The following is a 26,663-nucleotide window of genomic DNA, read 5'->3' as shown; positions in this document are numbered from 1 at the left end:
ACCACCTCTGTTGGTACCGGTCTTCCTCGTACTGCTGATTGCGGTGACGGCCATTTTATAGCGGTGTCCGTTCAATCACCATGCGTCAGAACTGCAAACCGGGCGTTGAGCCAGTTCAGGCCAAACGGGAGCCCAAAATGGCAAACACGGCAATCATCAGGGATGCCTACGGGGTTCCGGCAATCTTCGTTGGTTCGAAAACTGGCCGGGACGATGCGCCCTTTGTTTTCGTGAGGGTCGGAGGTGAGGAGCGTCGGATGCGTTGGGCCGAATGGGATGATCTTCCGGCCTGGACCGGCGAGAGTCCCACCTGGGCGAGTAAAACCAAATAGCTATGGAGTGTTCAGCATGAGGATGGTTCGAAGCGGCACATGAACCGCGGCGCTTTTGCTGGCATCGGTACTGGGCATATACACGCCATCAGCTTTTGCCGCGGAGCCGAACTGCCGTGCGATCGAAAGCACCAGCGCGCGTCTCTCCTGTTACGATGCGGCATTTCCTCCAAAAGCCAGGAAGCCCGCCGAAGCCGGCATCGACTCATCGTCAGGCTACAAGGATCCATTTCTTGCGGAAGAAGCCCGAACCGCCGCGAAGCTCAAGAATATTTGCCACGGTTGCTGAGTTTCGCTTCCGAACATGCGCGCCAATCAAGAGACCCTGTAAGATGACGAACGATGCTAAAGATCGCCGAGTGGGCCGCCAACGAAAGCGCGCTCTTCATCTGGCGGGCACGGTTTTGGATGGGAGGGCAGACCACTCTGCAAGTTCTAAGGACCAATCGGCCAGAAAGCAGCGCCTGCTTGACGGGCCAGCGGAATTCAAAGCGGTCCGCGTCGACCGTTCGAAGAAGACTTCAAGCGATGCTGAGTAACCGAGGTTTGTCGCCGCGTACGGTTGCTTTAACCCCATAGTCGTGATCGCGCATGGAACATCAGGGCATTAAATATACGGTGGTCCAAACGATCAATCCGCCCGGCTGGAAATGGTTGAGCGAGACGGTCGGTCACCCCGAACCGGAATTGCCTTCAATCGAGCGGAGGCTGTCAGCGAAGTTGAACGAGCGATCAGCCGATTGCTCAGAGATCAGCAGCGCCAATAGAAGCGCTCGGTTTGCAGCTCCTGCTTCAATTTGAATTTGGCTTCTGTCTTCGGCACGTTGCCTCTCGACGCCAGCGTCGTAAGGCGCAAGTGCGGATCACAGAAAGGTCGCCGCCAGGGCGGAGAATTGCAAGAGAGTTACTGCCGGGCCAGTACTGCATTACAGACCATCGACTAGCTTCCGGAAATTCGCAATAGTTCCTGCCAGGACCCGAACAAAGCGCTCGCTATTCGACAGATAAAGGCGCACTGTCCCACTGCCATCGAGCGGCCTATAGCATCTATCGGTGGTGTGAACGCAAGTTGCGCTCCCGCTCAACCCCGCAGCGGAGCGTTATACATGCCGGCTCAACGGTCCCTAGGACAATCCTCGACATTCGAATACCGCCTCTCGCAAGAGGCGATCAATCTCCGCCTACAGGCCAAGGGAATGCCCGCTGGCGTTCGCCGCACGGAGCTTCTGCGAAAAGCCCGGCAGATCGATGTTGCCGGGGAGCTCAACAAGTGGCTGACCTCGCCGGGACTACAGCCGCCATCTTGAATTTTGGTCTCGTTCTTGTCCGACGTGATGAACTTCAGCACGTCACGCGGAGACCAACCTTTATCGGGATTTTACTCTCACCTTCCCGGGGCTGGTAAGCCGCCGCCTGCGCTTTATTTAAGCGGGCGGCGTTTTTGCGTGCGATGGAAAGCTATTGAATGCGACGTTCAGTGGCCGACCGATATGGCCGCAGTTACCCAGAAAGCCTCCGCGCGGAGATGATCCGAGAGCTCAACGCCGGCTTCTGACATCCTAGCCGGCAAGGCCAAGCTGGCTCATTCCGCAACTCCTTGCGGAACGTGGACTTCGCCCACCACGACCGAGCAGCGGCGTCTCGATGGCGTATCGCGCAGGGCGTTCTCCGCCGCCCCGGCATCACCCCTGGATAATGACCGCGCCGGCATGAAGTTTGAATTTTGGGATGGTGGACATACTGACCTCCCTCTCTGTGGCGGGAGTACAGGTCTCTCAGTCAGCGATAGCAGACAAGGGCGGACGGTGATAACTGCAGCAGACGCCCTTTCCTGCACGATGTCGAGAGAAATCGCCAAGGCAATGGCTGTAAGCACTGTTTCTACTATAGCGACCGCGAATCGCGAAAAGCTTGCTATTGGATGCACCAGTCTCCATATAATCGATAGCGTCACCGGCTTCCTGCAAGAAGGCGTGTCCGGAGACGCGACGCCTTAGCCAAGCAAATCGTAATCGACGAGATCGAGCAGCGGCACGTCGCTCCGGCGTCCGCGTCACGCGTCAGGACAACCATGCCCATCGAACACGCTTCCTTGCGGGCCATGCACAAGCCCTGGGGCGTCAGCGATCTCCAGCCATGGAGCGACATCGACGGCACGGGTGACGCCGTGGGGGAGCTGTGGTTCGAGCGAGCCGACAAGAACGCTCCTGTTCCTGCGCTGCTGCTCAAGCTGTTGTTCACAAGCGGGCCATTGTCCATCCAGGTCCATCCGGACGACACCTTCGCGCGCGCGATGGGGATGCCGAACGGCAAGAGCGAAGCATGGTACATCATCTCGGCGAAATCGGGCGCGCAGATCGGCATTGGTTTGAACCGCCGGGTAACGCCGCAGGAATTGCGGGCGTCGATCTCGAACCGCTCGATCGTTGAACTGGTTCATTGGCGTCCAGTTGCGAAAGGCGATGTCATCTTCATCCCTGCCGGCACAATCCACGCGCTCGGTGGCGGCATCGTGCTGGCCGAAATTCAGCAGCGCAGCGACACCACGTTCCGCCTGTTTGACTATGACAGACACCGTGAATTGCACATCGACAATGCGGTCGCCGTTGCCAACGCGTGGCCGCTTCCATCCCCAGCCAATCCGACCCGCCTAACGGATGAACGGACGGTTCTCGTAGCCAGCCGTCATTTCGTGCTCGAGCGTGTTGACCTACAGGAGGCTTCAAGCTGGGCGCTGGTTGCCGAACCGGAGACGTGGGTTCTTGTTCTCGACGGCCATGCGGCGATCGGATTGGCCACGGTGTCAATCGGGCAGGCGATATTCGTTGGCGGTGACCGTAGCAGCATCGAGGTTGGCGCCAATGGCTTGACCGCCCTGATTGCGTATCCGGCGGCCCGGCCAATCGTTTCGCTTTTGCAGAGGCTCTGCGAGCCGTCGACCCAACCCGCTCAATCAACCGCGCTCGATGATCCGAAATGGACAGCCCTTGCAGAGGCGCGCACGTGACGCCGCTTCGCAGGATTGCGCTGATCGGCAATTCGTTGCCTCGTCGCTGCGGCATCGCAACATTCACGACCGACCTGCAACGCGCGATCTCGAATTCAGGACCAAACCTGCAGACCAGCGTCGTGGCGATGACCGACCGCGATCAGACCTATGATTATCCTGCGTCGGTCGTTCTGCAGATCAGGGACAATAGCCCTCGGGAGTATGCGAGCGCCGCAGCTTCCCTGAACGCCGGTCGATTTGACGTCGTCTGCCTGCAGCACGAATTCGGGATTTTCGGCGGCGATGCCGGTGCCCACGTCCTCGAATTGCTGACGCACTTAACCATACCGGTCGTCACCACACTGCACACCGTTCTGGCGAGCCCCAGCGCACTCCAGCGCACGGTAACGGAGCGAATTGTCGAGGCGTCCGCGAAGGTCGTCGTGATGGCCGACAAGGGCCGTGAGCTACTGCATAGCGTCTATCGGGTTCCGCACGAGAAGATCGAAGTCATTGCCCATGGCATCCCCGACTTTCCATTTGTCGCGCCGGACACGGCAAAAGCAAGATTAGGATTCAGCGGCCGCTCCGTCATTCTGACATTCGGGCTGTTGTCGCCCAGCAAGGGCATCGAGGTCATGATCGACGCCATGCCTTCGATCCTGAAACGACGACCGGATGCGGTCTATGTCGTGCTCGGCGCGACGCATCCAAACCTGGTTCGCGATCAAGGTGAAGCCTATCGCGGAAGCCTGACGGCACGCGTGCGCGAACTCGGCGTTGAAGATCACGTCGTATTTCTCAACCAGTTCGTTGATCAGGCCACGCTGCTCGAGTTCATCTCAATGTGCGATGTTTACGTCACGCCCTACCTCAACGAAGCGCAGATGACGTCGGGTACGCTGGCCTACAGCTTTGGCCTCGGCAAACCTGTCGTCTCGACACCCTATTGGCATGCGCGCGAGCTACTGGCCGATGGGCGCGGCATCCTCGTCTCCTTTGGGGATGCAGCGGGGATCGGCCACGAAATCGCTGAATTGCTCACCGACGACCCCCGCCAGCAGGCGATGCGCGAGCGGGCCTATGCCACCAGCCGGTCGATGACATGGGAGCGCACCGCCGAGCGTTACATAACCACCTTCGAGCATGCGCGGCAGGGCCACCGGCTGAAGGTGATCGCGCGCGCCGCGCCTGAGGCGATCGCGCCGCTCAGCCCCGCGGGAGCGCCTGACATGCGATTGGAGCACTTTCTATCGATGTGCGACGATACCGGCCTGTTCCAGCACGCCGTGCATTCGGTACCCGATCGCGCGCACGGTTATTGCGTGGACGACAACGCCCGCGCGTTGCTATTGGCTTGCGCACTCAATGAACCGGGCGAGCAGCCCCTTTCGGAAATTCTGACGGGCTGCTTTGCAGCTTTCGTGCAGCATGCCTGGAATCCCGACACCAGACGATTTCGTAACTTCATGGGCTTCAACCGAACCTGGCTCGAAGACAGGGGGTCCGAGGACAGTCACGGGCGAACGTTGTGGGCCCTGGGCGGTTGCGCGCGCAAGGACGCCAGCGTGTCACGGCGTCGCTGGGCCGCTACCCTGTTTGCCGAAGCACTACCTGCCGCGGCAACGTTTCGTTCACCTCGCGCATGGGCCTTCACGTTGCTTGGTCTGGACGCCTATTGTGCGACCGCTCCCGATGATCTTCACGCCCGGGAAATCCGTCATCTTCTTGCCGGCAAGCTGATGTCCAGTCTGTCGTCGGTCGAGACGCCGGACTGGGTGTGGTTCGAGGAGGGTCTCGCTTACGACAATGCGCGCTTGCCTCAGGCTTTGGTCGCCACAGGTATGGCGACGCAAACACCCAGCTATGTCGAGGCCGGGCTAAGATCCCTGCGCTGGCTGACGACCCAACAGGGGGCAGCGGGCCATTTCAGGCCGGTCGGTACCGCCGGGTTCGGCGATCGACGAAAACCCCCTCGCGCGTTCGATCAACAGCCGTTGGAGGCAACAGCGACGATTGCGGCCTGCCTGACTGCGTGGCGCGCGGACGGCGATGCAGAATGGAAGACGCTCGCGACGAAGGTGTTCTGCTGGTTTCTCGGCAGCAACGATCTGTCGGTTGCGCTTGTCGATCCCGAGACTGGCAGTTGCCGCGACGGTCTGCACCCCGATCGTGCCAATGAAAATTGCGGGGGCGAGTCAGTCGTATCCTATCTCCTGGCGGTTGCCGATATCCGTCAGCTTGGGCGCGCTGATGTCAACCCAAAAAACCCGGTATCGCTTCGGGCCGTTGGCGCCTGATCAGGCATGACTCGGGCGAACAGAGGAACTCCATTGCAAGCCACTTTTTTGAATCGGCAGGCACTCCATCTGCGTCCCGACCCCGCCCGCGTGATCGTGCGCCCGTTCAAGCCGGCGACCGAACCGCGCGATCTCAATCCGACCGACAAGACGCGCGCCAACCATATCGTCGAGCGCGTTCTTGCGCTCGACGCGAAGACAGCGGCGAGCCAACTGGCGGACGTGCTGGAGAACTTCCAGGGCCGACACCTCAACCTCCTGAAGACGTTTGAGCTCCGGGCCGACGAAATGGAAGAGGCACTTACGACGCACGGCATTTTTTCCGAAGTCCAGCGCCAGCTCATCGGCGCCTATTTCTTGCATGAGTATTCGTTCGAAGCATCGGCACTGTTCAATCCCAGCATCGTTCCGCACCCCGACCAGTCGGGGGCCCCCCCAGGCAGCCTGCGCTTCGTTCTCAGCCTCCGTGCCATCGGCGAAGGACATGTGTCGTCTCTGACGTTTCGCGCTGGCACCATCGCGGCCGACGGTAGCATTACGGTCGATCCGACAGCCCGGCTCGCCTCGAGTCCCAGGATCGGATATCGGGCACCCGGACCGATCGGCGACGAAGTTGAGGTCATCTTCAGGCCAGAGCAGGATATCAGCGAACGCGTTATCTTTCCGGTTACGGAATCCCAGTCCAACGGCATCGAAGACGCCCGCTTCGTGGAATTCAGCGATGGCGGACGGACGACGTATTATGCAACCTATACCGCCTACAAGGGCACGGCGATTCGATCGGAATTGATCGAGACAAGTGACTTCCTATCATTTCACATGTCGCCCCTGCATGGTGCCGCCGCTCGCAACAAGGGCATGGCGCTGTTCCCGCGCAGGATCGACGGCAAGTATGCCATGATCGCGCGACAGGATAACGAGAATCTCTATCTGGTCTATTCGGACGACCTGTACAGGTGGGAAGGCGGTCAGGCGATCCTGAAGCCGCAGTTTCCCTGGGAGTTTGTGCAGATCGGCAACTGCGGATCACCAATCGAACTGCAGGAAGGCTGGCTGCTGTTGACGCACGGTGTCGGCCCGGTCCGGAAATATTCGATTGGTGCCGTGCTGCTCGACAAGCGCGCCCCGTCCAGGGTGCTGGCGCGTTCGAGCGAGCCGTTGTTGCGGTCCGAACCAGGCGAACGCGAAGGATACGTTCCCAACGTGGTCTATACCTGCGGGGCGATGACCCACAACGATCAACTCATTCTGCCGTACGCTGTATCGGACACCTTCTCCAATTTCGCGACCATCAAGATTTCTGCGCTGCTGCAGTCGATGTCCTGAATCCGAAATCGCACGGTGTGACCTTCGCGCTCAAAGAAGCGCCCCAAAGAGACGCGCATGGCTCGCGAAACAAGCTACTTCGTCCAGGCGTTCAACGCCGGCCGGAGAGGATTCTTGAAAGCCGATGCTCCGATCGCCTGCAAGACGGCAAGGGGCGCACTGCAGACGGCAGAGAGACTGGCGTTAAGCAAGCTCGGCGTCATTGCCTTCTCATCCACCGGCGATCCCGAGATGAGTGACTATGACGACGAGCCAACCGTCATCTTTCGCAAGGGTGAGCTTCCATCCGCATTCGACTGAGGTCGATTGCGCGCGCCGAAAAAGCTGGTGACTTGGACGGCGGCGCGTGCTCGAGGCACAGCTACCGATGGCTGTGGTGGCTCAAGAGTCCGGAATTACGACGCACAACGCCGCCAGGCCCGAATAATGACTGGCGGCGTTGTATTAGTCCGAACATTGCAATCCTCCGGTAGCTGTCTGTCTGCACTGAGTGTGCCAAGTTTCACGCTCGCCCCCTTGCTCTCGAATGGAGGCTGGAACCAATTTCACGAGACAAACCTGGTAAGAGGTGACCGGATGCCGTCCCCCTCGGTATCCGATGAATGACGGCCCCAGTTCTTCCCCCCTGCCTGGGGCCGTTGTTTACCGGACCAGCAATATCCCTGGCTCCGTCAATCGATCTGAATACGGACTTACGCCGACGGCGAGGTCAGGGAAGCGATCGGCACGTCGAATGCGTACACGAAGCCGGTCGGCTCATAGGTTAACCGCACGTCGCCCTTGAGCTGCTTTCCCAGCGTCTCGATCAACCGTGTCCCGAAGCTGTGCTTTTCCGGAGGGTAAGTTGTCGGACCGTTTGTCTCGGTCCATGCAAGGTGCAAGCGCTGTGTCTGTGGATCCAGCGCCCAGGCGATGTCGACGTGTCCCTCCGGGACCGACAGGGCGCCAAACTTCGTGGTGTTCGTGCAAAGCTCGTTAAGCGTCATCGCGACGGCGATGACGGCACCCGGTGTCATCCGGATATCTGGTCCCGAAATCGAGAATTTCGGTACATCCGGACTGTCAAAGGCTTCGGTGGCTCCGCGGACGACGGTGCCAAGATCTGCGCTGGTCCATCTTGTCTGTAGAAGGAGATCGTGCGCTCGTCCGAGCGCCAGCAGCCGGCCTCCGATCGCGTGCTGCGCGTGTTCAGCTCCCTGCAAAGTGCGCAGGCTCTGGGAGACGATGGCCCCCACGGTCGCGAGCGTGTTCTTGATGCGGTGGTGCAGCTCTTCAAGGATCAGCCTCTGCAGCTTGTCGGATGCCTCGCGCTCCCGCGCCTTAATGCCGGCATTGGCAAGCAGACTGCGGGTATTGATCTCGGCCTGCGCAAGCAGAAGCCGCAGGCCGACATTCTCCGCCGCCAGAAAGTCCTGGTGCGGTTCTGCGCCGCTCCCGGCGCGCTGGTCTGTATGGAGATCGTCTTCAGTCATCCCCAATTCTATCACTCTGAGTTGGTTGCCGCACCGATCTTCGGCGGGCTCTGACGACGCCATCAGACGATGTTGCCGGCATTCGACGTGAAGGCTGCCGTCGTCAGGTCTGGCCGATCATGCTCTGCATCTGGGCTATCATTTGCCTGGCGTCGAGTGGCTTGCCGAAAAACTTGCTGCAGGCAGGCAGCTCGGTGCTCGACGGGTTCAATTTTCCCGACACCACAATGATCTTGATCGACGGCCAACGTTCATGCACGGCACGTGCAAGTCCCAGGCCGTCGAGGCTGCCGGGCATCTGGATGTCGGTGCACATCAGCGCGATGTCGGACCTGGATTCCATGATCGCGATGGCTTCGTCGGCATCCAGGGCTTCAACCGGCGTGTAGCCGGCGTCTTCCACCATGTCGACTGCGCGCATGCGGAGCAACATCTCGTCCTCGACGATGAGTAAGACGGCTGGAACGCATGAAAGATCGAGCACCATCGGATGGGCGTCCACGAGAACGGCTATCGACTCGGACAGGCGGTCGATCAGGGACAAGCATCTCGGCGCCCATATGATCCATGCCAGAGCGCTCTTTTCCTGAACACGCGAGCCAATCACGATGCGTGAACGGTGGATGGGAAGGAAGTCGCGCTAAACGGCCGTCATTGCGCGGGCGCGCCGCTCTTGCTGAAGAAATGCTCGTGCATTTCAGCGGCATTTCGCAGGATCATTGCCTTGTTCATCGCCTTCGTGCGCTGATCTCCCGGCGGTATCCCGGCGAGCGTTATCCAGGGCGGCCACCGCTCTGGCGTCCAGCTCCTTAGCCAACGATGGCCGGGTTTGTTTCGTCGAGGCGAACGAGCTGTTTGCCTGAGCCGATTGTGTCGGCCAGCCGAGGTGGACTACCATTGAATGAGCATCGCGGCGGCGATTAGCAGCACAAAAAAGATCGGCAGCAATACCGGAGGCACCAACCACTCGCGAACACTGAACTTGTAGAGATTGGACATATCGGCCGCCTTTTGGTCGCGGCGGCAATGCTCTCAGTCACCGATGACAGCCGGGGAAGCGCGCGGTGATATGGAAGATATAGTGACACGTCGCCGAATAGCGAGGTTCGTTGAAACTTATTTGTCGGGGCTGGATCGAGCAGGGTTGTAATCCGGTTCCGGTGTAGCCATTTATACTTGACCGCAACCGGATCGCTTCAATCACACTTGCGCTGCGCGAGCTTTCGCCACGCCAGATCTTGCAGCGATATGATGGCCGTCGAATACGCCTCGGTGCGGGTCTGCAGACGGGCACGGCGCCTCGTGCACCGAGAAGTTGATCGGTCACAGCCACATGATTGAGTTTCCAAATCACAGTCGTTCATATGATCGAACGCGGCATGCCGTGCGATTTTGGGGATACGATAGCGCGATAGAGGCATCGTTTTTCATAGACGAGGGCGCGTTGAGGCGCATCCAACCAGATGCCCGTCCTGACGAGTCGGGTCTTCTGAACGCATTCGATTCCAACCGTGATCGGATATGCGCCGCCGCTGCCAAGGTCTACGTTCGCGGAAGCAGGGGTTCTTACGATCTGGTCGCCGCTAATTTTTGAGCGAGTATCTGTGGCGAAGCCTCGGTCCTGATTGGTGAAAGGTTCGAAACGGCGGAGCAACGCTGGTCTCGATGATCCGATCGCCGAAAGACATTGTGGCAGCGGCGCTCCAGTTAGATTCGAATCGAGACTGCACGCGATCAACCTCCTGAGAGGATGTCGCGGTTACAGATTTTGCGTCGACGTTCCTTGCGCGTGGAGGAATTTTCCTCCTCTCCTTTTTCATGATCTGGGCGTTCTGGTTTGTCGAGCGGCTGCGAGGCGCGAGCGCACCCCCAGTTGGGGAGGTGAGGCCACATTTAGTTAGGACACTCAAATATTTCAGATTACGACGGAACGAACGATCTTTGGAGTTCTTGATCCTCAGCAATCGGTGATCTTATCTCCGAGAGCCTAGCCTACTGGCCGGTCGACATTTTGCTCATTGCCCGGCGGAAGGTTTCAAGCGGCCTCAGATGCCACCCGCTCTGAGGTCGTTTCTCTGGCGCCCTTTATCGACCGCGTGCCGTCCGGCAAACAATGGATTCACGAAAAACAAGTTCGACGGTTACCGCGTTCAGAACCACATCGCCGATCTCGCGGCGATGGTGTTCACGCGGCGGGAAGAACTGGACGGACCGGAAGATCGCCAGCAGCAGAGGAAGATCGCCAGCAGCCGAGCCGGCCTTGCGCTGCTCCAATTCGGAGACTGTCAATGTAGCCACACCAGAAGCGCGCCACTCAAGACGATTGGCGACACGCCGAAGGCCATTGCACCCCAAAACAAGGCGTCCTTGAAAACATCGAGGTTACGATGCATGGCAGTTCCTTTCCACCTGCGTCGCTTAGTCAAGGATTAGGACCGAAGCGCTCGCTGGCTGTAACCATCACCAACATTCTCGGCACCGGCGACGTCGTAGCGGCGGCGGGAGCACTTTGTTCACGCCCTGTTCAGGACACCGTCGTGTTGCGGACGTTTACCGTCGCTTTGTGCAACGACTGCCGGGTCGATACGCGGTAGTTCTATGGATTGTCCATCTTCGAATATATTTCCGATCAGCCCGGCCCTCGTGGCCGGGCTTTTCGTTCTAGGAGGCATCGCGGCGGTGCGGCGGCCCGCTCGAACCCAGTGTGCTCAGCCCGGGGCGAGGAAGCCACTCGTTCATCTGGGAGGCCGTGTCGGCTTGTTGGGCTCTGCGGATAAGGCGCTCGCGTTTGATGCGCGGCAGAGTGCCCGTCGCTTGTTGGCGCAAGCGAACAGCCACTTGGGCCAGTCTAAATTGACGCGTTTCAGATTGTTGAATACGACGATGACTATGCATGCGCTGCTCCATCCCTTCGGGATTGGCGGGAGCGCGACTGGCGTTCTCATCACCGATGTTTGCCACAGTACGGGGCGGTGACATGGTGATTGTGCGCCCTAAATCCGGTACATGCTACAAAATAAACCAAGGCGTGGAAGGGAACCAAACCCCAAAACGCCCCCAAGGGCGGGTAAGCCGCGCCATGTCCAGGGGGTAGCGGGGCCGATGCGAACTGCTGAAATCCGACGCGGCACGATGGACCTTATGGCCCATTGCGACCTTGATACTCCCGACGGCCGCTAAATCGCTCCAGCGAGGCACAACGTCACAAAGACTCCAATCGCGTTTCTTCATGTCGATCGCGGATCCGGCGTTGAGCAAATAGGGGTCGTTGGCGATCTTTTTGAAGCGGCGGGTCCAGTCGTTGCCGCGGCGAGAAGACCTTGCCGGTGGACCGCGTAGTTTTGGCCAGTCCACAGCATCACGTCGCCTTCGTTGCCCGACTTATCGTTCTTATCCTAGATCGCGCAGTAGAAATGGTCTTGTGCGACGGCCGCTTCCATCTGTGCCCTTTCAGCCAATCCTATCGCAGTGTGGTCGTCCATTTCGTACGCGTCCGGCGAAGACCCGCGTTTAGGCTGTGGCGGCAGTTTTGGATTGTTGAGCGGCTTTCCAAATCCACGGAAGCAGATCGGCGACTTGGCTGGCGCGATGATCAGGAAGCCGCGCCAGCACGTCGGCTAGCCAAGGTTGCGGATCAACATCATTCATTTTGCAGGTCTCGATCAACGTATAGATGGCGGCTGTGCGATCACCGCCAGCGTCCGAGCCGGCAAAAGTCTCCGATCCCTGCCACGGAAGGCACGTTCGGCTGCGCTGTTTGACAAGCAGCCACGACCGTCGTCGAGGAAGCGGGTGAACGCTGTCCAGCGGTTGAGAAGGTGGTTGATCGCCTTGGCGGTACCGTTCTTGGTGGAGAGTGATGCTCGCTGCTGGCGCATCCAGGTTTCTAGCTCAGAAAGGCGGACCTGACGCTGGGCGGCAACCCGCAGGCGTTGAGATTGGCCGGAGGCCTTTGCTTAAACTCACGAACAACTGGCTAAACTCGGCGACGAATCCTCCTGATTGCTTACTCGCTCGAATGGGACAGAACTGCAATTTCGGTTCGGGCGCGCATATCGCGCTGTAAAATAGAGAAAAACTGGCGCACTCGACACGATTCGAACGTGTGACCTTTGCCCGGAGGGCAGGGTGCGATGCCGCCGATCGCGGAATAGGCCTTTCGATCCGACGGGTGGTTCAGAGTAACGGACAATCCACCGAAGCATTATGACCGTGCGACGAAAGCCCGTTTTCGGCCGGATGAGCCCAGTGGTGCGACCAGTAAGTCATTGATTGTTCTCAAGCCGTCGCTGACTCTTAATCAGCGGGTCCCAGGTTCGAGCCCTGGTGCGCCCACCAAGCTTTCATAGCTTAGGTTCGCCCTCGTAACGGTCATCCCGGCCAGCGGTCGCGTCTGTTCCGACAACCGCTATTGCCTGCTTCCTCACGCCGCTCCCTGATCCCTGCTCTCATGCTAGCGCGTGCGCTTCGCACCGGCTGGCAAATCGTCGGGGCATGTCCGCTATCGCGCGGAATTTCGATCGCCGTTCGGCAGCGGTCTGAATTTGACGAAGTTCATCACGACAAGTCCGCGATCACTGCACTGACAGGGCGTTGGGTGCAGGTGCGGGCTGAGCGCGGGGCGCCCTGCGGTGAGGGCGGTTGACAGGGGAGAGCGCCCACTTTAATCACCTGACTAATTAATCAATTAATTAAAGCCCAAAACCCTAGGGAAAGAATCCGCCTGATGCTGGCCGGCCAGAGACATCCGAAGCTGCTTGCCCCGCGCGGTCGCGGCTTCGCTTGGCTGGAAAACCAGATGCTCGTGCATTCCGTGCGCAGCGGCCTCGAACAGGCTGAGAATGACCTTGTCGAGCAGGACGCGCGCCTTGCCGAGCGCAACGTCGGTGTGATCACCGCGGGCAGACCGAACGCCGGAGCGACCGGCCATCGCGTCAGACCGTCGATCCCGGAACAAGCTGTGCAGCACCGCTGCAATCGCCCACGCGGTGCACGCCGCGGACCCCTGCCGCCAAATCCCGCACATCAGTTCGGGCGCGCGAGCGATGCGCGCCCAGCCGTGATGTCGCGGATCAGCGTCTGCCGCTCGAAGCAGAGTGGGCTTCGTTCACCCGTATGGAAAATGAGGAGTGAGGCGTAAACGATGGGACGTCGATCTGAGGTACTGATGGCGCAAGAGACTGCCGGCACGGACAACCGGCGCGTGATCCAGGTGGTGTCGCGCGCATTCGACATCGTGCGTTGCTTCGAAGGTCGAAGCATACGCCTGGGAAATCGCGAAATCGCCGATCGCTGTGGTCTTCCGCGATCGACGGTCTCGCGTCTCACGCTGACCCTCACCCAGATCGGCCAGCTGATCTATCTGCCGCAAGAGCAGAAATATGCTCTCGGTCCCCACGCCGCCGCGCCCGGCGCGCCGTTGTTTGCGCAGGGTTGCGACAAGCCTGTCTGCGCCGACGAGCAGCAACTCCGGCAGGTACCGCGCTTCGGGTACTTCGAAGATCAGCGCAACTCAATTGCCGAGCCGCTTGCAGTGACGCCACACCGTTGACGCCTCGCGGAAACGGTTGGGACTATCGGTACGAGCGCAAGCTAACGAAACATCCGAAGCAAAGGGAAACGCATGTCTGAAGCATACATCATTGACGCTGTTCGCACGCCGCGCGGCATCGGCAAGCCGGGCAAGGGGGCGCTGTCGCACCTGCATCCGCAGCATCTGGCCGCGACGGTGCTCGGCGCGCTCAAGGAGCGCAACAAGCTCGACACGTCGACCGTCGACGACATCATCTGGTCGACATCGACTCAGGAAGGCAAGCAGGGCGGCGATCTCGGACGCATGTCGGCGCTAGCGGCGGGCTACGATATCAACGCCAGCGGCACGACGCTGGATCGTTTCTGCGGCGGCGGCATCACGTCGGTGAATCTCGCGGCAGCGTCCGTGATGTCGGGGATGGAAGATTGCGTCATCGCCGGCGGCACCGAGATGATGAGCTATCAACAGACCCTCGCAGCCGAGCGCTCCAAGGCCGGGCAGCCGGCGCGGATGATGGGGTCGGGCAATCCGGCGCTCGACGAGATTCATCCGCAGTCGCACCAGGGCGTGTGCGGCGACGCCATCGCCACGCGCGAGGGAATCAGCCGCGAGGCCTGCGATGCCCTGGCGCTGACGAGCCAGCAGCGCGCCAAGCGGGCCATCGATGAAGGCCGCTTTGCCAAGTCTGTGATCCCCGTCCTCAACGACGACGGCAGCATTGCCCTTAATCGCGAAGAATTCCCCCGCCCGGAAACCACTGCCGAAGGACTGGCTTCGCTGAAGCCGAGCTTCGAGCAGCTTGCCGATTTCGATCTCGGCAACGGCGTGACCTTCAAGAAACAGATCCAGCGCCGCTATCCGGACCTCGAGTGGAAGGGCGTGCATCATGCCGGCAACAGCTCGGGCGTGGTGGACGGCGCCGCCGCGGTGCTGATCACGTCGAAGGCATATGCCGAGAAGCACGGCCTCAAGCCGCGCGGCCGCATCGTGGCTTATGCCAATCAGGGTGACGATCCGACCTTGATGCTCAACGCGCCGGTTCCGGCGGCCAAGAAGGTTCTGGCCAAGGCCGGCCTGGCCAAGGACGACATCGACGTCTGGGAAATCAACGAGGCCTTCGCGGTCGTCGCCGAGAAATTCATCCGCGACCTCGAGCTGGACCGCGAGAAGGTCAACATCAATGGCGGCTCGATCGCGCTCGGCCATCCGATCGGCGCCACCGGATCGATCCTGATCGGCACGGCGCTCGACGAGCTCGAGCGCAGCGGCGGACGCTATGGCCTGGTCACCATGTGTGCCGCCGGCGGCATGGCGCCGGCCATCATCATCGAACGCATCTGATCGCGAAAGGATATTGCCATGAAACTCGATTCATCGGTCGCTGCCGTCGTCACCGGCGGCGCTTCCGGCCTGGGTGCTGCCACCTCGCGCGCGCTGGCTGCGCAAGGCGTGAAAGTCGCGATCTTCGACTTCAACGAAGAGAAAGGTGAGGCCATCGCCAAGGAAATCGGCGGTGTGTTCTGCAAGGTCGATGTCACCTCGGACGAGCAGGTCGATGCGGGCTTCGCCAAGGCCCGCGCTGCGCATGGCCAGGAGCGCATCCTGGTGAACTGCGCCGGCACCGGCAACGCGGTGAAGACCGCCGGCCGCGACAAGAAGACCGGCGAGCCCACCCACTTCCCGATCGACGCCTTCAACCGCATCATCCAGATCAACCTCGTCGGCACCTTCCGTTGCATCGCCAAGTCGGCGCAGGGCATGCTGTCGCTGGCTCCGCTGGAGCACGGCGAGCGCGGTGCGGTCGTCAACACAGCGTCGGTCGCGGCCGAGGATGGCCAGATGGGGCAGGCGGCTTATTCTGCCTCGAAGGCCGGCGTGGTCGGCATGACCCTGCCGATCGCGCGCGACCTGATGGCCGAAGGCATCCGCGTTAACACCATCCTGCCGGGCATCTTCAACACCCCGCTGCTGCAGGGCGCCCCGGAGAACGTCAAGGCCGCGCTCAGCGCGTCGGTGCCGTTCCCGAAGCGTCTCGGCATGCCCGAGGAATATGCGCATTTGGCGCTGACCATGATCACCAATGGCTACTTCAACGGTGAAGACGTCCGTCTCGACGGCGCCATCCGCATGGCCCCGCGCTAGGCAATTGCGCACGGCAACAGGAGACCAACGATGTCCGAAGAAACCCCGGTCCTCACTGAAGTCCGTGGACCTATCCTGATCATCACCCTGAACCGGCCGGAAGCGAAGAACGCGGCCAACCTCGCCCTCTCCAAGGGTGTGGCCGCGGCGATCGACCGGCTCGACGCCGACGATTCCCTGAGCGTCGGCATCATCACCGGCGCCGGCGGCACATTCTGCTCGGGCATGGACCTCAAGGGGTTCCTGAAGGGCGAGCGGCCGTCGATCCCCGGCCGCGGCTTCGCCGGCCTCACCGAGGCGCCACCGAAGAAGCCGCTGATCGCGGCTGTCGACGGCTATGCGCTCGCCGGCGGGATGGAGATCGCGCTGTCGTGCGACATGATCGTCGCCAACCGCAACGCCAAGTTCGGCATCCCCGAGGTGAAGCGCGGGCTGGCCGCCGCGGCCGGCGGGCTGATCCGCATGCCGCGCCAGATGCCGTTCCGTGTGGCGATGGAGTTCGCATTGACGGGCGAGTTCTTCGGCGCCGAACGCGCCTATCAACTCGGCATCATCAATCGCGTGACCGACGGCCCGGCGCTCGACGCCGCGCTTGAGCTCGCGGCAGCGATCGGTGCCAACGGCCCGCTCGCCGTCAAGGCATCCAAGCAGGTGATCGTCGAATCACGGCTCTGGCCGGAAGATGAGATGTGGAAGAGGCAGCAGGAGATCGTCGGTCCTGTCTTCGTATCCGAGGATGCCCGCGAGGGCGCGGCTGCCTTTGCGGAAAAACGCGCGCCGAATTGGAAGGGCAAGTAGGGCATCGCCTGTTTCGATGACGGAGCGTCGGTTTTGATTGCAGCAGAACCGGCGCTCTAAACTTTTTACCGATGCTTCGCCGCGCGCCGGCGGGGTTCCATGAGAGCGCTATTGGGTGATTGATGCGCAGCTTTACCGAAGACCAGGTCATTTTCCGCGACTCCTACCGCAAGTTCCTCGCCAGCGAGATCACGCCTCACATGGAGGAGTGGCGGGAAGCCGGCATCGTCGACCGCAGCGCGTTCAAGAAGGCCGGTGACCTCGGCTTCCTGATGATCTGGCCCGAGGAAAAATACGGCGGAATGGGCGACGAGGATTTCCGCTATGAGCAGATCATCATCGAGGAGACCGCGCGCTCGGGCTGCAAGGGCTGGTTCAACACGCTGCACAGCCGCTTGGTCGGTTCTTACTTCAAACGCTTCGGCACCGAGGAGCAGCGCGACCGGTTCCTGCCCAAATGCGTCAGCGGCGAGACCATCCTGGCCATCGCGATGACCGAGCCCGGCGCGGGCTCGGACCTCGCCGGCATGCGGACGACGGCGGAAGACAAGGGCGATCATTTCCTGCTCAATGGCTCGAAGACCTATATTTCCAACGGCATCAATTCCGACGTGGTGATCGTCGCGGCCAAGCTCGCGGGCGCCGAGAAGAAGCATGCCATGGTGCTCCTGATCGTCGAGCGCGGCATGGAAGGTTTTGAGCGCGGCCGCAATCTCAAGAAGATGGGCATGCCGGCGCAGGACACTGCCGAACTCTTCTTCAACAATGTGAAGGTGCCCAAGGCCAATGTGCTGGGAGAACCCGGCAGGGGCTTTTACTATCTCATGGAAGGCCTTGCCGAGGAGCGGCTGATCTCCGCGGTCGGATCAATCGCCAATGGCCGCAAGGCGTTCGACATCACGCGCACTTACGTGATGGACCGCAAATTGTTCGGCCGGCCGCTCGCCGAACAGCAGAACACCCAGTTCCGCATGGCGGAGATGGATGCCGAAATTGATCTCGTGCAGGTCTATGTCGATCACTGCGTGGCCGAGCACAATGCCGGACGCCTGACCAGCAACATGGGCGCCAAGGCCAAGATGATGTCGTCGGAGGTCGAGTGGAAGATGCTCGATCTTGGCGTCCAGTTGCACGGCGGCGCAGGTTACATGGATGAATATCCGATCAGCCGCATGTTTACCGACGCGCGCGTCAATCGAATACTGGCAGGAAGCTCCGAGGTGATGCGGCTGATCATCGGCCGCGATGTCTTCTCGGAGCACTACAAGAGCATTCTGGACTAGCCGGTCATCACGACCGGCTATCTGCCTCCGCTCCGCATCAGCCGCGGGCCTGCCGCAGGGGCTCGCGCGCATGCTCTTTCGAGCGCAGCAATGCATCGACGAAGATCGGCTCCCAGGAGCGGATGTGCGTGCGGAGCAGGGCGGTCAGCGCCTCGGTCTCGCCGGCGAGCGCGAGCTCGATCAACCGGTAATGTTCGGGCACTGACGCTTGCTGCCGCTCGTGGCCCGCGCGGGAGCTGATGCCGTAGAGCCGCATCTTGTCGCGCAGGCCCATCACCGTGTCGGTCAGCAGGTCATTGCCGGCGGCCGCGATGAACTCGCGATGATAGTTGCGGTCGGCTTCCAGATAGAGCTGGACGTCGTCGGTCTCGACGGCCTTGGCGATCTGGTCGGCCCAGCCGCGCACGACTGCCAGATCCTTTGGCGGATTGGCGGCGACCAGCACGGCGGCGTGCAGCTCGAGCACTTCGCGCATGTCGAACAGGTTGCGCAACTCGGTCAGCGTCGGCTCGACCACCTTGAAGCCGCGGTTGCGCATCGGCTCGACCAGGCCGCCGCGGCTGAGCTCGAGCAGCGCCTCGCGCACTGGCGTCGAGGAGACGCCGAGGCTCGCCGCGAGACTCGGCACCGAATACATCGTGCCCGGAAGGCTTTGCCCGGAAATGATCTCGGCCCGCACCCGCTGCAGCACCTGTTCTCGCAAATTCTGGTCCATGGGTGGTCGTGGCCGCCTCTCGTTGGGAACTCCGATTCGTCCCTGATTATTACTTAGCCTTGACGCGGCTGGTAGCGTATGACGTAAATGTGTAACGCATTACAAAAATGCGTCACATGGGGCGATCGGAAAGTGAGACGGCGGTGAAACAGCGGCTACCCGGCTATTGCACGCTTTGTCGCTCGCGCTGCGGTGCCGTCACCGTGGTCGAGGACGGGCGTCTTGTCGGTGTAGAGGTATTGAATAACCACCCGACCGGCGGCGCGCTTTGCGCTAAGGGCAGAGCGGCGCCGGAAATCGTCGCCAGCCCGCGCCGGCTGACCGTTCCGCTCAAGCGGACCCGGCCGCGCGGTGCCGCCGATCCGGGTTGGATCGAGGTGTCGTGGGACGAGGCGTTGACCGAGATCGCCGCTCGGCTCGGTACGATCCGCGCCGAGAGCGGCGCCGAAGCGGTGGCGTTCGGCGTCACCACGCCGAGCGGCACGCCGATGGTCGACAGTTTCGAGTGGGTCGAGCGCTTCATCCGCGGCTTCGGCAGCCCGAACCTGATCTATGCGGTCGAGATCTGCGGCTGGCACAAGGACTATGCGCACGCGCTGACCTTCGGCCGCGGCATCGGCTTTCCCGATTACGACAATGCGGATGCGATTATCCTGTGGGGCCACAATCCGGCGCGCACCTGGCTCGCGCAGGCAACGCGGATCGCCGATGCGCGGCGTCGCGGCGCCAAGGTCGTGGTGGTCGATCCCAAGCCGAACGGCTCGGGGCAGCAGGCCGATCTGTGGCTGCGCATTCGTCCGGGCGCCGACGGTGCGCTCGCGATGGGGGCGATCCGTCACCTCATCGCAACCGGCAGCTTCGATGCGGATTTCGTCAGCGCATGGACCAATGGATCGCTGCTGGTCGATCGTGCGACGGGACGCTTCCTGCGCGCCGACGCGTTGTGGCCGGATGGCGCGCAGGAGGCCTTCGTTCGTCTCGATGCGTCGGGCGCGCCCGTGCCTTGCGACACGCGTTACGCGCCGGAAAGCCCTGGCCAGCTGCGTGGCACGCTGCAGGTCCGCACACGCGACGGCCAGATGATAGCGACGGCAACCGCGTTCGAACTGCTCGTCGAGCGAGCCGCGCCTTACACGCCGGGGCGCGTCGCGGAGCTGACCTGGCTTCCTGTCGAGGACGTCGATGCATTCAACACGCTGCTCGCTCGCCGGCCGCGGTTCGCCTATCATTCCTGGACCGGCGTCGGCCAGCACACCAACGCGACCGCGATCGAGCGCACGATCGCAACCTTGTATGCGCTGACCGGCGCTTGCGATCGGCTCGGTGGCAATCGCTGGCCGGTGCCGCCGCCGACCCGTGCCCTCAACGACTACAACATCCTGTCACCGGAGCAGCAGGCAAAGGCGCTGGGCATTGCTGAGCTGCCGCTCGGCCCGCCGGCCAAGGGCTGGATCACGGCGCGCGACTTCAGCCGCGCCGTGCTCGACGGCGAGCCCTACCGGGTGCGCGCGCTGGTCGCCTTCGGCACCAACTTCGTCGTCTCGCAGGGCCACTCCGAGCGCAACCGCGCCGCGCTGAACGCGCTGGAATTCCAGGTTCATATCGACATGTTCATGAACCCGACCGCGGAGAGCGCCGATTTCGTGCTGCCGGCCAGCACGCCGTGGGAGCGCGATGCGCTCAAGATCGGATTCGAGATCACGCAGGAAGCTGTCGAGACGGTGCAGTTTCGCCCGCGCATGGTCGAGCCGGTCGGTGAGGTGAAGGCCGATTACGAGATCGCCGCCGCGCTCGCGCTCAAGCTCGGGATGGGCGACTTGTTCTTCGGCGGCGACATCATGGCCGGCTGGAACTACCAGCTGGCGCCACTCGGCATCGGTGTTGAGGATCTGCGCGACCATCCGGAAGGCCGCCGCTTCCCGCAGATATTCCGCGACGAAAAATACGCCGTGGCGCGCGAGGACCGAACGGTTGCCGGATTCGCAACGCCGACACGCCGCGTCGAGCTTTATTCCGAGCTGATGCTAGGACACGGGTATGATCCCTTGCCCGACCACGTCGAGCCGGTCGGCAGCCCGCTCGCGGCAGCGCCGGACGCACGCTTTCCGCTCGCGCTTTCCACCGCCAAGAGCGGCTGGTTCGTTCACTCCTCTTATCGGCACGTCGCCTCGCTGCGGCGCAAGTCGCCCGATCCGGCCGTCGAGATCAGTCCTCAGCTCGCCGCGCGGCGCGGCCTTGCCGAAGACGACTGGGCCGTGGTGGAGACGCATGGCGGCACCGTGCGCCTGAAGGTGCGCCTCAATGCGGCGCTCGACGATCGCGTCGTCGTCGCCGAATTCGGCTGGTGGGAAGACTGTCCGCCGCTCGGCCGCGAGCGTTCCGCGACGGAAGGCATCCACACTCGCAACATCAATGCCGTGCTGCATGACGATGCGCGCGATCCGGTCAGCGGCTCCGTCCCGCTGCGCGCGATCGTCTGCGACATCAGGCGCGACGGCGTTGCCAGTCGCGGCCTGTGGAGCGGTCAGCGGCGGTTCACGGTCGGCGCGCGTCGCGCCGAGGCAGCTAATGTCATCGCGCTCAACCTGCTGCCGCTTGACGGCGGTCCGCTGCCCGACTTCCTGCCAGGCCAGCACGTGATGGTCTCGCTGCCCGGCGCAACGGAGGCGCGGGCCTATTCGCTGACCGGATCGGGTGATCTGCCGCATGCACTGTCGATTGCGGTGAAGGGACGCTTCTTCAATGAGGCACCGAGCGGCGACGCGCCGTTCTTCATGCCGGATCGTCTGCATCGCCTGGCCCTCGGCGACGAGGTCGTGCTGGAGCCGCCGGGCGGCATCTTTACGCCGCCATTGAAGGGGCCGCGGCCGCTGATCTTCCTCGCCGCCAGCATCGGCATCACGCCGTTCATCAGCCATCTTGAAACACTGCAACGGATCGCCCCACAAGATCGCGTTGGCGAAATCCTGCTGCTCCACGGCTGCCGCAGCAGCGCGGAGCATCCGTTTGCCGAGCGGCTTGGGGAGTTGGAAGCCGGTATTCCGGGGCTGAAGCGTGTGACGTTCTATTCCGCGCCGTTCGCGCAGGACCCGATTGACTCGCATTCGTTGCGCAAGGGAAGGGTTGATCTCGGACAGGTCAAACCGCTGTTGGCGCGCCGGCCGCTGGTCTACATCTGCGGCTCGCCGGACTTCGTCGCGGCGCAGATCGAGGCTGCGGTGGTGCTCGGTATGCCGCGCTTCGACATTTTTGCCGAGAGCTTCGTGTCGCCGCCGTCGGTGCCGAGCGATCTTGCGCCGCGGACCGTCCGGCTTGCGGGCAGCAGGCAGAGTTTTTCCTGGCGGCCGGAGCAGGGGACGCTGCTTGATGCGGCCGGTGCGGCGGGCGTCGCGCTGCCGAGCGGCTGCCGTGTCGGGCAATGCGAAAGCTGCGCGGTTCAGGTCGTCGACGGCGAGTTCACCCATCTCGGCCCTGTCGATGGCAGCGAGGGACAGTGCTTCGCCTGCCAGGCCGTGCCGCTGACCGATCTCACGCTCGCGCTTTGATGACCAACCACAATTGAAGGCTGTAACCGCGTTACCGGAAGGGGATCAGATTGATGACGAATGCAACACACGATCAAACCGTGAGCTTACGAAAACCTGTCGCGGACAACATCATCGCGCGCTTTTCGCAAGCCTTGGTGGCGTTTGCGGAGCGCTGGTTTCCGGATGCCTACGTCTTCGTCCTGATCGCGGTGATTGCGGTCGCAATCGGCGCGATCCTGCATGGCGGTTCGCCGCTCGCCGTCAGCCGCGCCTTTGGCGACGGGTTCTGGAACCTGATTCCCTTCACGATGCAGATGGCGCTGGTCGCGATCGGCGGCTATGTCGTGGCGATGTCGCCGCCGGTGGCGTCCGTGCTGGCGCGGCTCGCCAGCGTGCCGAAGACCGGGCGCGGCGCCGTGGTCTTTGTCGGCGTGCTCAGCATCTTTCTGTCGCTGCTGAACTGGGGCCTGAGCCTGATCTTCTCCGGCCTTCTGGTGCGGGAGATCGCACGGCGCACCGACATCAGGCTCGACTACCGGGCGGCCGGCGCCGCCGGCTACCTCGGGCTTGGCTGCGGCTTCACGCTCGGCATCACCTCTTCCGCGGCGCAGCTGCAGGCGAATGCCGGCAGCATTCCGGCATCGCTTCTGCCGATCACCGGCGTGATTGGTTTCTCGGAAACCATTCTGACCTGGCAGAATATGGTCACCGTCGTGATGGTGACCGTGGTCTCTGCTGCGATCTGCTATTTCACGACGCCGGCGCCCGAGCAGGCGAAGACGGCGGAAGACCTCGGCGTTGCGCTCGGCGATGATCGCATCGAGGCCAGGAAGCCGGCGCGTCCGGGCGACTGGCTGGAGTTCAGCCCGCTGCTGACGATCCTGATCGCGCTCCTTGCCGCCGGCTGGTTGTGGCAGACGTTCCAGTCGGGCAATCCGTTGATCACGCTGTCGGGCCTCAACACCTATAATTTCGTCTTCCTCATCCTCGGCATCGTGCTGCACTGGCGTCCGCGCAGCCTCATCGAGTCGTTCTCAAAGGCGATGCCGAGTGTCTCCGGCGTGCTGTTGCAGTTTCCGTTCTACGCCGGCATTGCGCAGATTTTGACCAAGGTCCCGAACAGCAGCGGCACCACGCTGTCGGACACGATCGCACACTGGTTCGTCGGCGCCTCCAGCAATTCCACCGTGTTCTCGTTCCTGGTCGGAATCTATTCGGCGCTGCTCGGCTTCTTCGTGCCGTCGGCCGGCGGAAAGTGGATCATCGAGGCGCCCTACATCATGAAGGCGGCCAACGACATCGGCGCGCATCTCGGTTGGACGGTGATGGTCTACAACATCGCCGAGACGCTACCGAACTTCATCAACCCGTTCTGGATGTTGCCGCTGCTCGGCATCCTCGGCCTGAAGTCGAAGGATCTGATCGGCTACACCTCGGTGCAGTTCTTCATCCATTTCCCGATCGTGATGCTGCTGGCCGCGATCCTGATGGCGACCTTCGCCTATCACCCGCCGATCCTGCCCTGAGCGACCATGGCCGGGCATCGGGATGCACGGTACCCGGCCAATTCAGCGCTCCAACCGTCACCACCAAAACTGTGCTGTTTTCTCGCTGGCCGCGAATGAGGCGTCGCGCCGGGCTCTTATCTTTGGTCAGCCATTTCATTGACCGCCGCGCGGTTCGGCCGGATATTGATGCGCGATATCCGTGTTGTCCAAGGTCACCGCAATGAGACACGACCACTGCAGCTTGATGTGCGACATGCGAAGCCGCATGCAGCATCGCTGCGTCTCGGCGGCGACCGGCGTCTGTTGTTGATCGCTTCAGTAAATCAAAGCACCCGACAATCAGATAGGAGCGCCGTAGTCCGGCGATCGAACACGCATGTCCCAAGCCCAAACCTCTCAAGCCTATGTCATCGAAGTATCGGATCGCACTGCCGGTATCGTCGTCAGCGACAACCGCGGCTTCTGCTTCTTCTCCTCTGACCGCGCCTTTGACGGCCTCGACGGTGGCTATTTCGGCTCCGCGCGCGCCGCGGAGCGCGCGGTGAGGGCGCACTTGCAGCGGCACCGCGAGGTCCGGGGCCGTGCGACGCGCGGTTGAGGCCGTTGCTCAGGAGGCCGCGGCGAGCGGCGGCGAGACCACCTGTGGCGCCTCGGGCGGCTGCGTGGCAGTCGTCGAGAGCTGGAAGCGGATGCCGTGCAACGAGCAGGTCAGCGGGATGCCGCGGAAATCGTCATGGAAGGCGCGGATCCGGCGCGCCAGTTCGCCGGCGCTGATGCCGGCGGGAAGCTCGCACATCTCGCGGTACATCTGTCGGGTGCTCTTGATTCCGCACCAGGCGATCTCCAATTCCGCCAGCGGCGTGGGATCGCAGGCGAGATCGCGCGACATCCGCCAGAACAGATGGGCAAGCCGCACATAGGCGATCTGTTCGAGCCCGCGCACGCTGATCTTGTCGGGAATGATGAAGGACTCGACCCCGACGATCGGGCCGGAATCGACGCGCGCGGCCATCACATGGGCCGTCGCGCCGAAGGTGCGGGCACCGTCATAGAGCGCGAAATGCGCCGGGGCCCAGCCGGGATATTGCGGCGGGCCGGGGTGGAAATTGTAGGCGCCATGGCCGAGCGTCGCCAGAATGTGCTCCGGCACGATGACGCTGGTGGTGAAGGCCAGCAGCCGGGCCTCGCGCAAGACCTCCGGCTCGATCGCCGCGAGCTCCTCGGCGGTCACCGCGCAGCGGAATGACAGCGCCGGATTGTGCGCCTTCAACAGTTCGGTGAGCGCGAACTGCTGATTGGCGACGCCGGTAAGAAGGATGATTGCCTTCATGATGTCGATGTCCTTCCCTGGCTCTGTCTTCCCGGCGTCATCAGCCGCGCTGCCCGGCCATCACGACGACGCTGCCGGCATCGCGGGATTGGCCCACGGTGCGGAACAGGTCGGCCGGCAGCGTCTGCCACGGCGCGATCTCGATGATGCGGTTGTTCGCGCTTTTCGCGGCCGATTTCGCCGCGCGGATATCGTCCTGCCAGGGGCAGAGTGCGAGCTCGAGCCGGCCGAACCCGCCGCAATCGGCTGCGAACGCGCCGGTGACCGCCTCGATGCTGGCAGCCATTTCGCGTGCGTCGCTGGTCGCGATATCGCGCATGATCACGGTGATCGCATCATGCGAGGCCGCCTGCGACCGGATCACGATCATGGCGTCACGGCCGTTGCTGCGGCTGGCGCGCCGCGCGGCCCGCATCGCGACGCCGAATTCGGCGTCCGGTCCAAGATCGCTGCTGTCGGTGGGCAGGTTGTGAACGACCGTGGTGTGGCGCGGCGTGCCGGCGTCTTCGGCCGGAGCGTGGTATGAGCGCGGCAGCCAGACGGTGTCGAGCGCCATCTGCGACGATGTCAGGCTCCAGGCCTGGTCGAGCGAATAGCCTTCCCAGACCGCGGGATAGGCGCTCGCGATGTGATGCCAGTTGCGCAGCACCGCTTCGGCGGCGGGCGAACGGCCGAGATAGAGGGTGCGCGCCGACATTTCCCACCGGTTCCATTTGTGGAGCGCGATGTCGCAATCAAGGTATGACGGCAGCAGTGGCGGCTCGCTGAGGACTGCGTCGGCCTCGATGAAGAGCAGCGGCTCGTGGTGCTGTTCCCACATCCGCAACATGAAGCCGGATTTCTCGGCTGCGCGCATCTGCGCGCCGTCTGCGGTGTCGATCGGAGCGATATCGCAGACGATCCGGAATTCGGCCAGCTTGTCGCGGAGGGCGCGGGCATGATCGTCGCCGCCAGCGCGAGGGTAGCAGGAGACCACGCGCAGCGATGCCTCGGACCTCGAGCCTTGCTCGGGCGCGATCGGGCGCCAATTGAGGCCGCCCCACCACATCTCATGCGGGCCATCGAAGCTCGGCCCGATCGTTCCGAAGTCGGTCAGCTTGGATTTCAGGAAGTCGAAGGCGGGATTCTCGCCGAAGGGGACGACGACCGCGCAGTCGGCGCGAAGCGACCGGTAAAGCATCTCGGCGGCGGGGCCGCTCGGCGGCTCGACGAGAATGATGACGCCATGGCCCCTCGCGGGCACCGAGCCGGCCTGATGGACGACCGCGGGTCCGAGCCGCTCCGACAGCCATGCGAGCCGCCGGCGCTGCGCCGCGCTCATCCGGATGCCGTTCGCCGCCAGCAATTGGTCGAAGTTCGTCTGCAAGCCGGTCGCTTGCGCCGTGTCAGCCGAAATCATGCCCGCACT

At 62.4% G+C, this 26,663-nt stretch carries 19 protein-coding genes and 2 pseudogenes; 14 read left to right on the top strand and 7 right to left on the bottom strand.

The annotated features are described in order from the left end of the window. The first annotated feature begins 2,403 nt into the window (after window positions 1-2,403). Genes ACVWY5_RS24805 through ACVWY5_RS24790 form a run of 4 tightly spaced genes read left to right on the top strand, consistent with a single transcriptional unit; the run spans window position 2,404 to window position 7,247 of the window. Entirely contained in the window at window positions 2,404-3,339 is a 936-nt protein-coding gene (locus ACVWY5_RS24805; RefSeq protein WP_028336975.1) for a class I mannose-6-phosphate isomerase, read from the top strand. Then, on the top strand, window positions 3,336-5,621 hold the full coding sequence (locus tag ACVWY5_RS24800; protein WP_028336974.1) for a glycosyltransferase family 4 protein: 2,286 nt from the start codon (window positions 3,336-3,338) through the stop codon (window positions 5,619-5,621). The genes ACVWY5_RS24805 and ACVWY5_RS24800 overlap by 4 nt, the downstream gene beginning before the upstream one ends. 33 nt (window positions 5,622-5,654) lie before the next feature. Continuing rightward, a complete protein-coding gene (locus ACVWY5_RS24795) occupies window positions 5,655-6,947 on the top strand; it encodes a glycoside hydrolase family 130 protein (protein WP_028336973.1) in 1,293 nt (430 codons plus the stop codon). Between the two features lie 57 nt (window positions 6,948-7,004). Continuing rightward, the gene (locus ACVWY5_RS24790) at window positions 7,005-7,247 is read left to right on the top strand and encodes a hypothetical protein (protein ID WP_028336972.1); all 243 of its coding nucleotides are present in this window, start codon (window positions 7,005-7,007) and stop codon (window positions 7,245-7,247) included. A 392-nt stretch (window positions 7,248-7,639) separates the two neighbouring features. Here the strand turns inward: ACVWY5_RS24790 and ACVWY5_RS24785 are convergent, their stop codons facing one another. Further along, complete coding sequence (locus ACVWY5_RS24785) at window positions 7,640-8,419, bottom strand: sensor histidine kinase (protein ID WP_028336971.1); 780 nt, start codon at window positions 8,417-8,419, stop codon at window positions 7,640-7,642. 103 nt (window positions 8,420-8,522) lie between these two features. Next, the gene (locus tag ACVWY5_RS24780; protein ID WP_028336970.1) at window positions 8,523-8,906 is read right to left on the bottom strand and encodes a response regulator; all 384 of its coding nucleotides are present in this window, start codon (window positions 8,904-8,906) and stop codon (window positions 8,523-8,525) included. Window positions 8,907-9,752: 846 nt separating this feature from the next. Between ACVWY5_RS24780 and ACVWY5_RS24775 the strand changes: the two genes are divergently transcribed. After that, the gene (locus ACVWY5_RS24775) at window positions 9,753-10,013 is read left to right on the top strand and encodes a DUF1488 family protein (protein WP_080667227.1); all 261 of its coding nucleotides are present in this window, start codon (window positions 9,753-9,755) and stop codon (window positions 10,011-10,013) included. Between the two features lie 491 nt (window positions 10,014-10,504). On the opposite strand, the gene ACVWY5_RS24770 is transcribed toward ACVWY5_RS24775, so the two are convergent. Together ACVWY5_RS24770 and ACVWY5_RS24765 are read right to left on the bottom strand one after the other, a co-directional pair. Beyond that, entirely contained in the window at window positions 10,505-10,708 is a 204-nt protein-coding gene (locus ACVWY5_RS24770; RefSeq protein ID WP_321176855.1) for a hypothetical protein, read from the bottom strand. A gap of 1,221 nt (window positions 10,709-11,929) precedes the next feature. Beyond that, window positions 11,930-12,354: pseudogene (locus ACVWY5_RS24765) on the bottom strand (transposase domain-containing protein); the annotation flags it as partial. Window positions 12,355-13,145: 791 nt separating this feature from the next. Here ACVWY5_RS24765 and ACVWY5_RS24760 point away from each other — a divergent pair. The 6 genes and pseudogenes from ACVWY5_RS24760 to ACVWY5_RS24735 all read left to right on the top strand — a co-directional run bounded on the left by ACVWY5_RS24760 (window position 13,146) and on the right by ACVWY5_RS24735 (window position 18,175). Beyond that, on the top strand, window positions 13,146-13,559 hold the full coding sequence (locus tag ACVWY5_RS24760; protein WP_321176854.1) for a hypothetical protein: 414 nt from the start codon (window positions 13,146-13,148) through the stop codon (window positions 13,557-13,559). A 3-nt stretch (window positions 13,560-13,562) separates the two neighbouring features. Continuing rightward, window positions 13,563-13,826: pseudogene (locus tag ACVWY5_RS24755) on the top strand (helix-turn-helix domain-containing protein); the annotation flags it as partial. Window positions 13,827-14,042: 216 nt separating this feature from the next. Continuing rightward, window positions 14,043-15,293, top strand: a complete 1,251-nt coding sequence (locus ACVWY5_RS24750; protein ID WP_028336965.1) for an acetyl-CoA C-acetyltransferase — start codon at window positions 14,043-14,045, stop codon at window positions 15,291-15,293. Window positions 15,294-15,311: 18 nt separating this feature from the next. Beyond that, window positions 15,312-16,094 (top strand): SDR family NAD(P)-dependent oxidoreductase, encoded by a 783-nt coding sequence (locus ACVWY5_RS24745; RefSeq protein WP_028336964.1) that lies wholly within the window; start codon window positions 15,312-15,314, stop codon window positions 16,092-16,094. 30 nt (window positions 16,095-16,124) lie between these two features. Continuing rightward, on the top strand, window positions 16,125-16,892 hold the full coding sequence (locus ACVWY5_RS24740; protein WP_028336963.1) for a crotonase/enoyl-CoA hydratase family protein: 768 nt from the start codon (window positions 16,125-16,127) through the stop codon (window positions 16,890-16,892). Between the two features lie 122 nt (window positions 16,893-17,014). Further along, window positions 17,015-18,175, top strand: coding sequence for an acyl-CoA dehydrogenase family protein (locus tag ACVWY5_RS24735; RefSeq protein WP_028336962.1), 1,161 nt, complete (start codon window positions 17,015-17,017; stop codon window positions 18,173-18,175). A 37-nt stretch (window positions 18,176-18,212) separates the two neighbouring features. Here ACVWY5_RS24735 and ACVWY5_RS24730 read toward each other — a convergent pair whose 3' ends face one another. Further along, window positions 18,213-18,890, bottom strand: coding sequence for a GntR family transcriptional regulator (locus ACVWY5_RS24730; protein WP_018272919.1), 678 nt, complete (start codon window positions 18,888-18,890; stop codon window positions 18,213-18,215). Window positions 18,891-19,033: 143 nt separating this feature from the next. Here ACVWY5_RS24730 and ACVWY5_RS24725 point away from each other — a divergent pair, with 143 nt between their 5' ends. The 3 genes from ACVWY5_RS24725 (at window position 19,034) to ACVWY5_RS24715 (ending at window position 24,523) form a co-directional block, all read left to right on the top strand. Beyond that, the gene (locus ACVWY5_RS24725) at window positions 19,034-22,435 is read left to right on the top strand and encodes a molybdopterin-dependent oxidoreductase (RefSeq protein WP_321176853.1); all 3,402 of its coding nucleotides are present in this window, start codon (window positions 19,034-19,036) and stop codon (window positions 22,433-22,435) included. A 53-nt stretch (window positions 22,436-22,488) separates the two neighbouring features. After that, on the top strand, window positions 22,489-23,943 hold the full coding sequence (locus tag ACVWY5_RS24720) for a short-chain fatty acid transporter (RefSeq protein ID WP_051376306.1): 1,455 nt from the start codon (window positions 22,489-22,491) through the stop codon (window positions 23,941-23,943). Window positions 23,944-24,301: 358 nt separating this feature from the next. Continuing rightward, the gene (locus ACVWY5_RS24715) at window positions 24,302-24,523 is read left to right on the top strand and encodes a hypothetical protein (protein WP_028336959.1); all 222 of its coding nucleotides are present in this window, start codon (window positions 24,302-24,304) and stop codon (window positions 24,521-24,523) included. Between the two features lie 9 nt (window positions 24,524-24,532). Here ACVWY5_RS24715 and ACVWY5_RS24710 read toward each other — a convergent pair whose 3' ends face one another. Both ACVWY5_RS24710 and ACVWY5_RS24705 read right to left on the bottom strand, forming a co-directional pair. Beyond that, window positions 24,533-25,258 (bottom strand): formyltransferase family protein, encoded by a 726-nt coding sequence (locus ACVWY5_RS24710; protein WP_038377842.1) that lies wholly within the window; start codon window positions 25,256-25,258, stop codon window positions 24,533-24,535. Window positions 25,259-25,295: 37 nt separating this feature from the next. Next, a complete protein-coding gene (locus ACVWY5_RS24705; RefSeq protein WP_028336957.1) occupies window positions 25,296-26,654 on the bottom strand; it encodes a hypothetical protein in 1,359 nt (452 codons plus the stop codon). Between the last annotated feature and the right edge of the window lie 9 nt (window positions 26,655-26,663).

Source organism: Bradyrhizobium sp. USDA 3256 (assembly GCF_054058275.1).
This window is presented reverse-complemented; position numbering and strand designations above follow the sequence as displayed.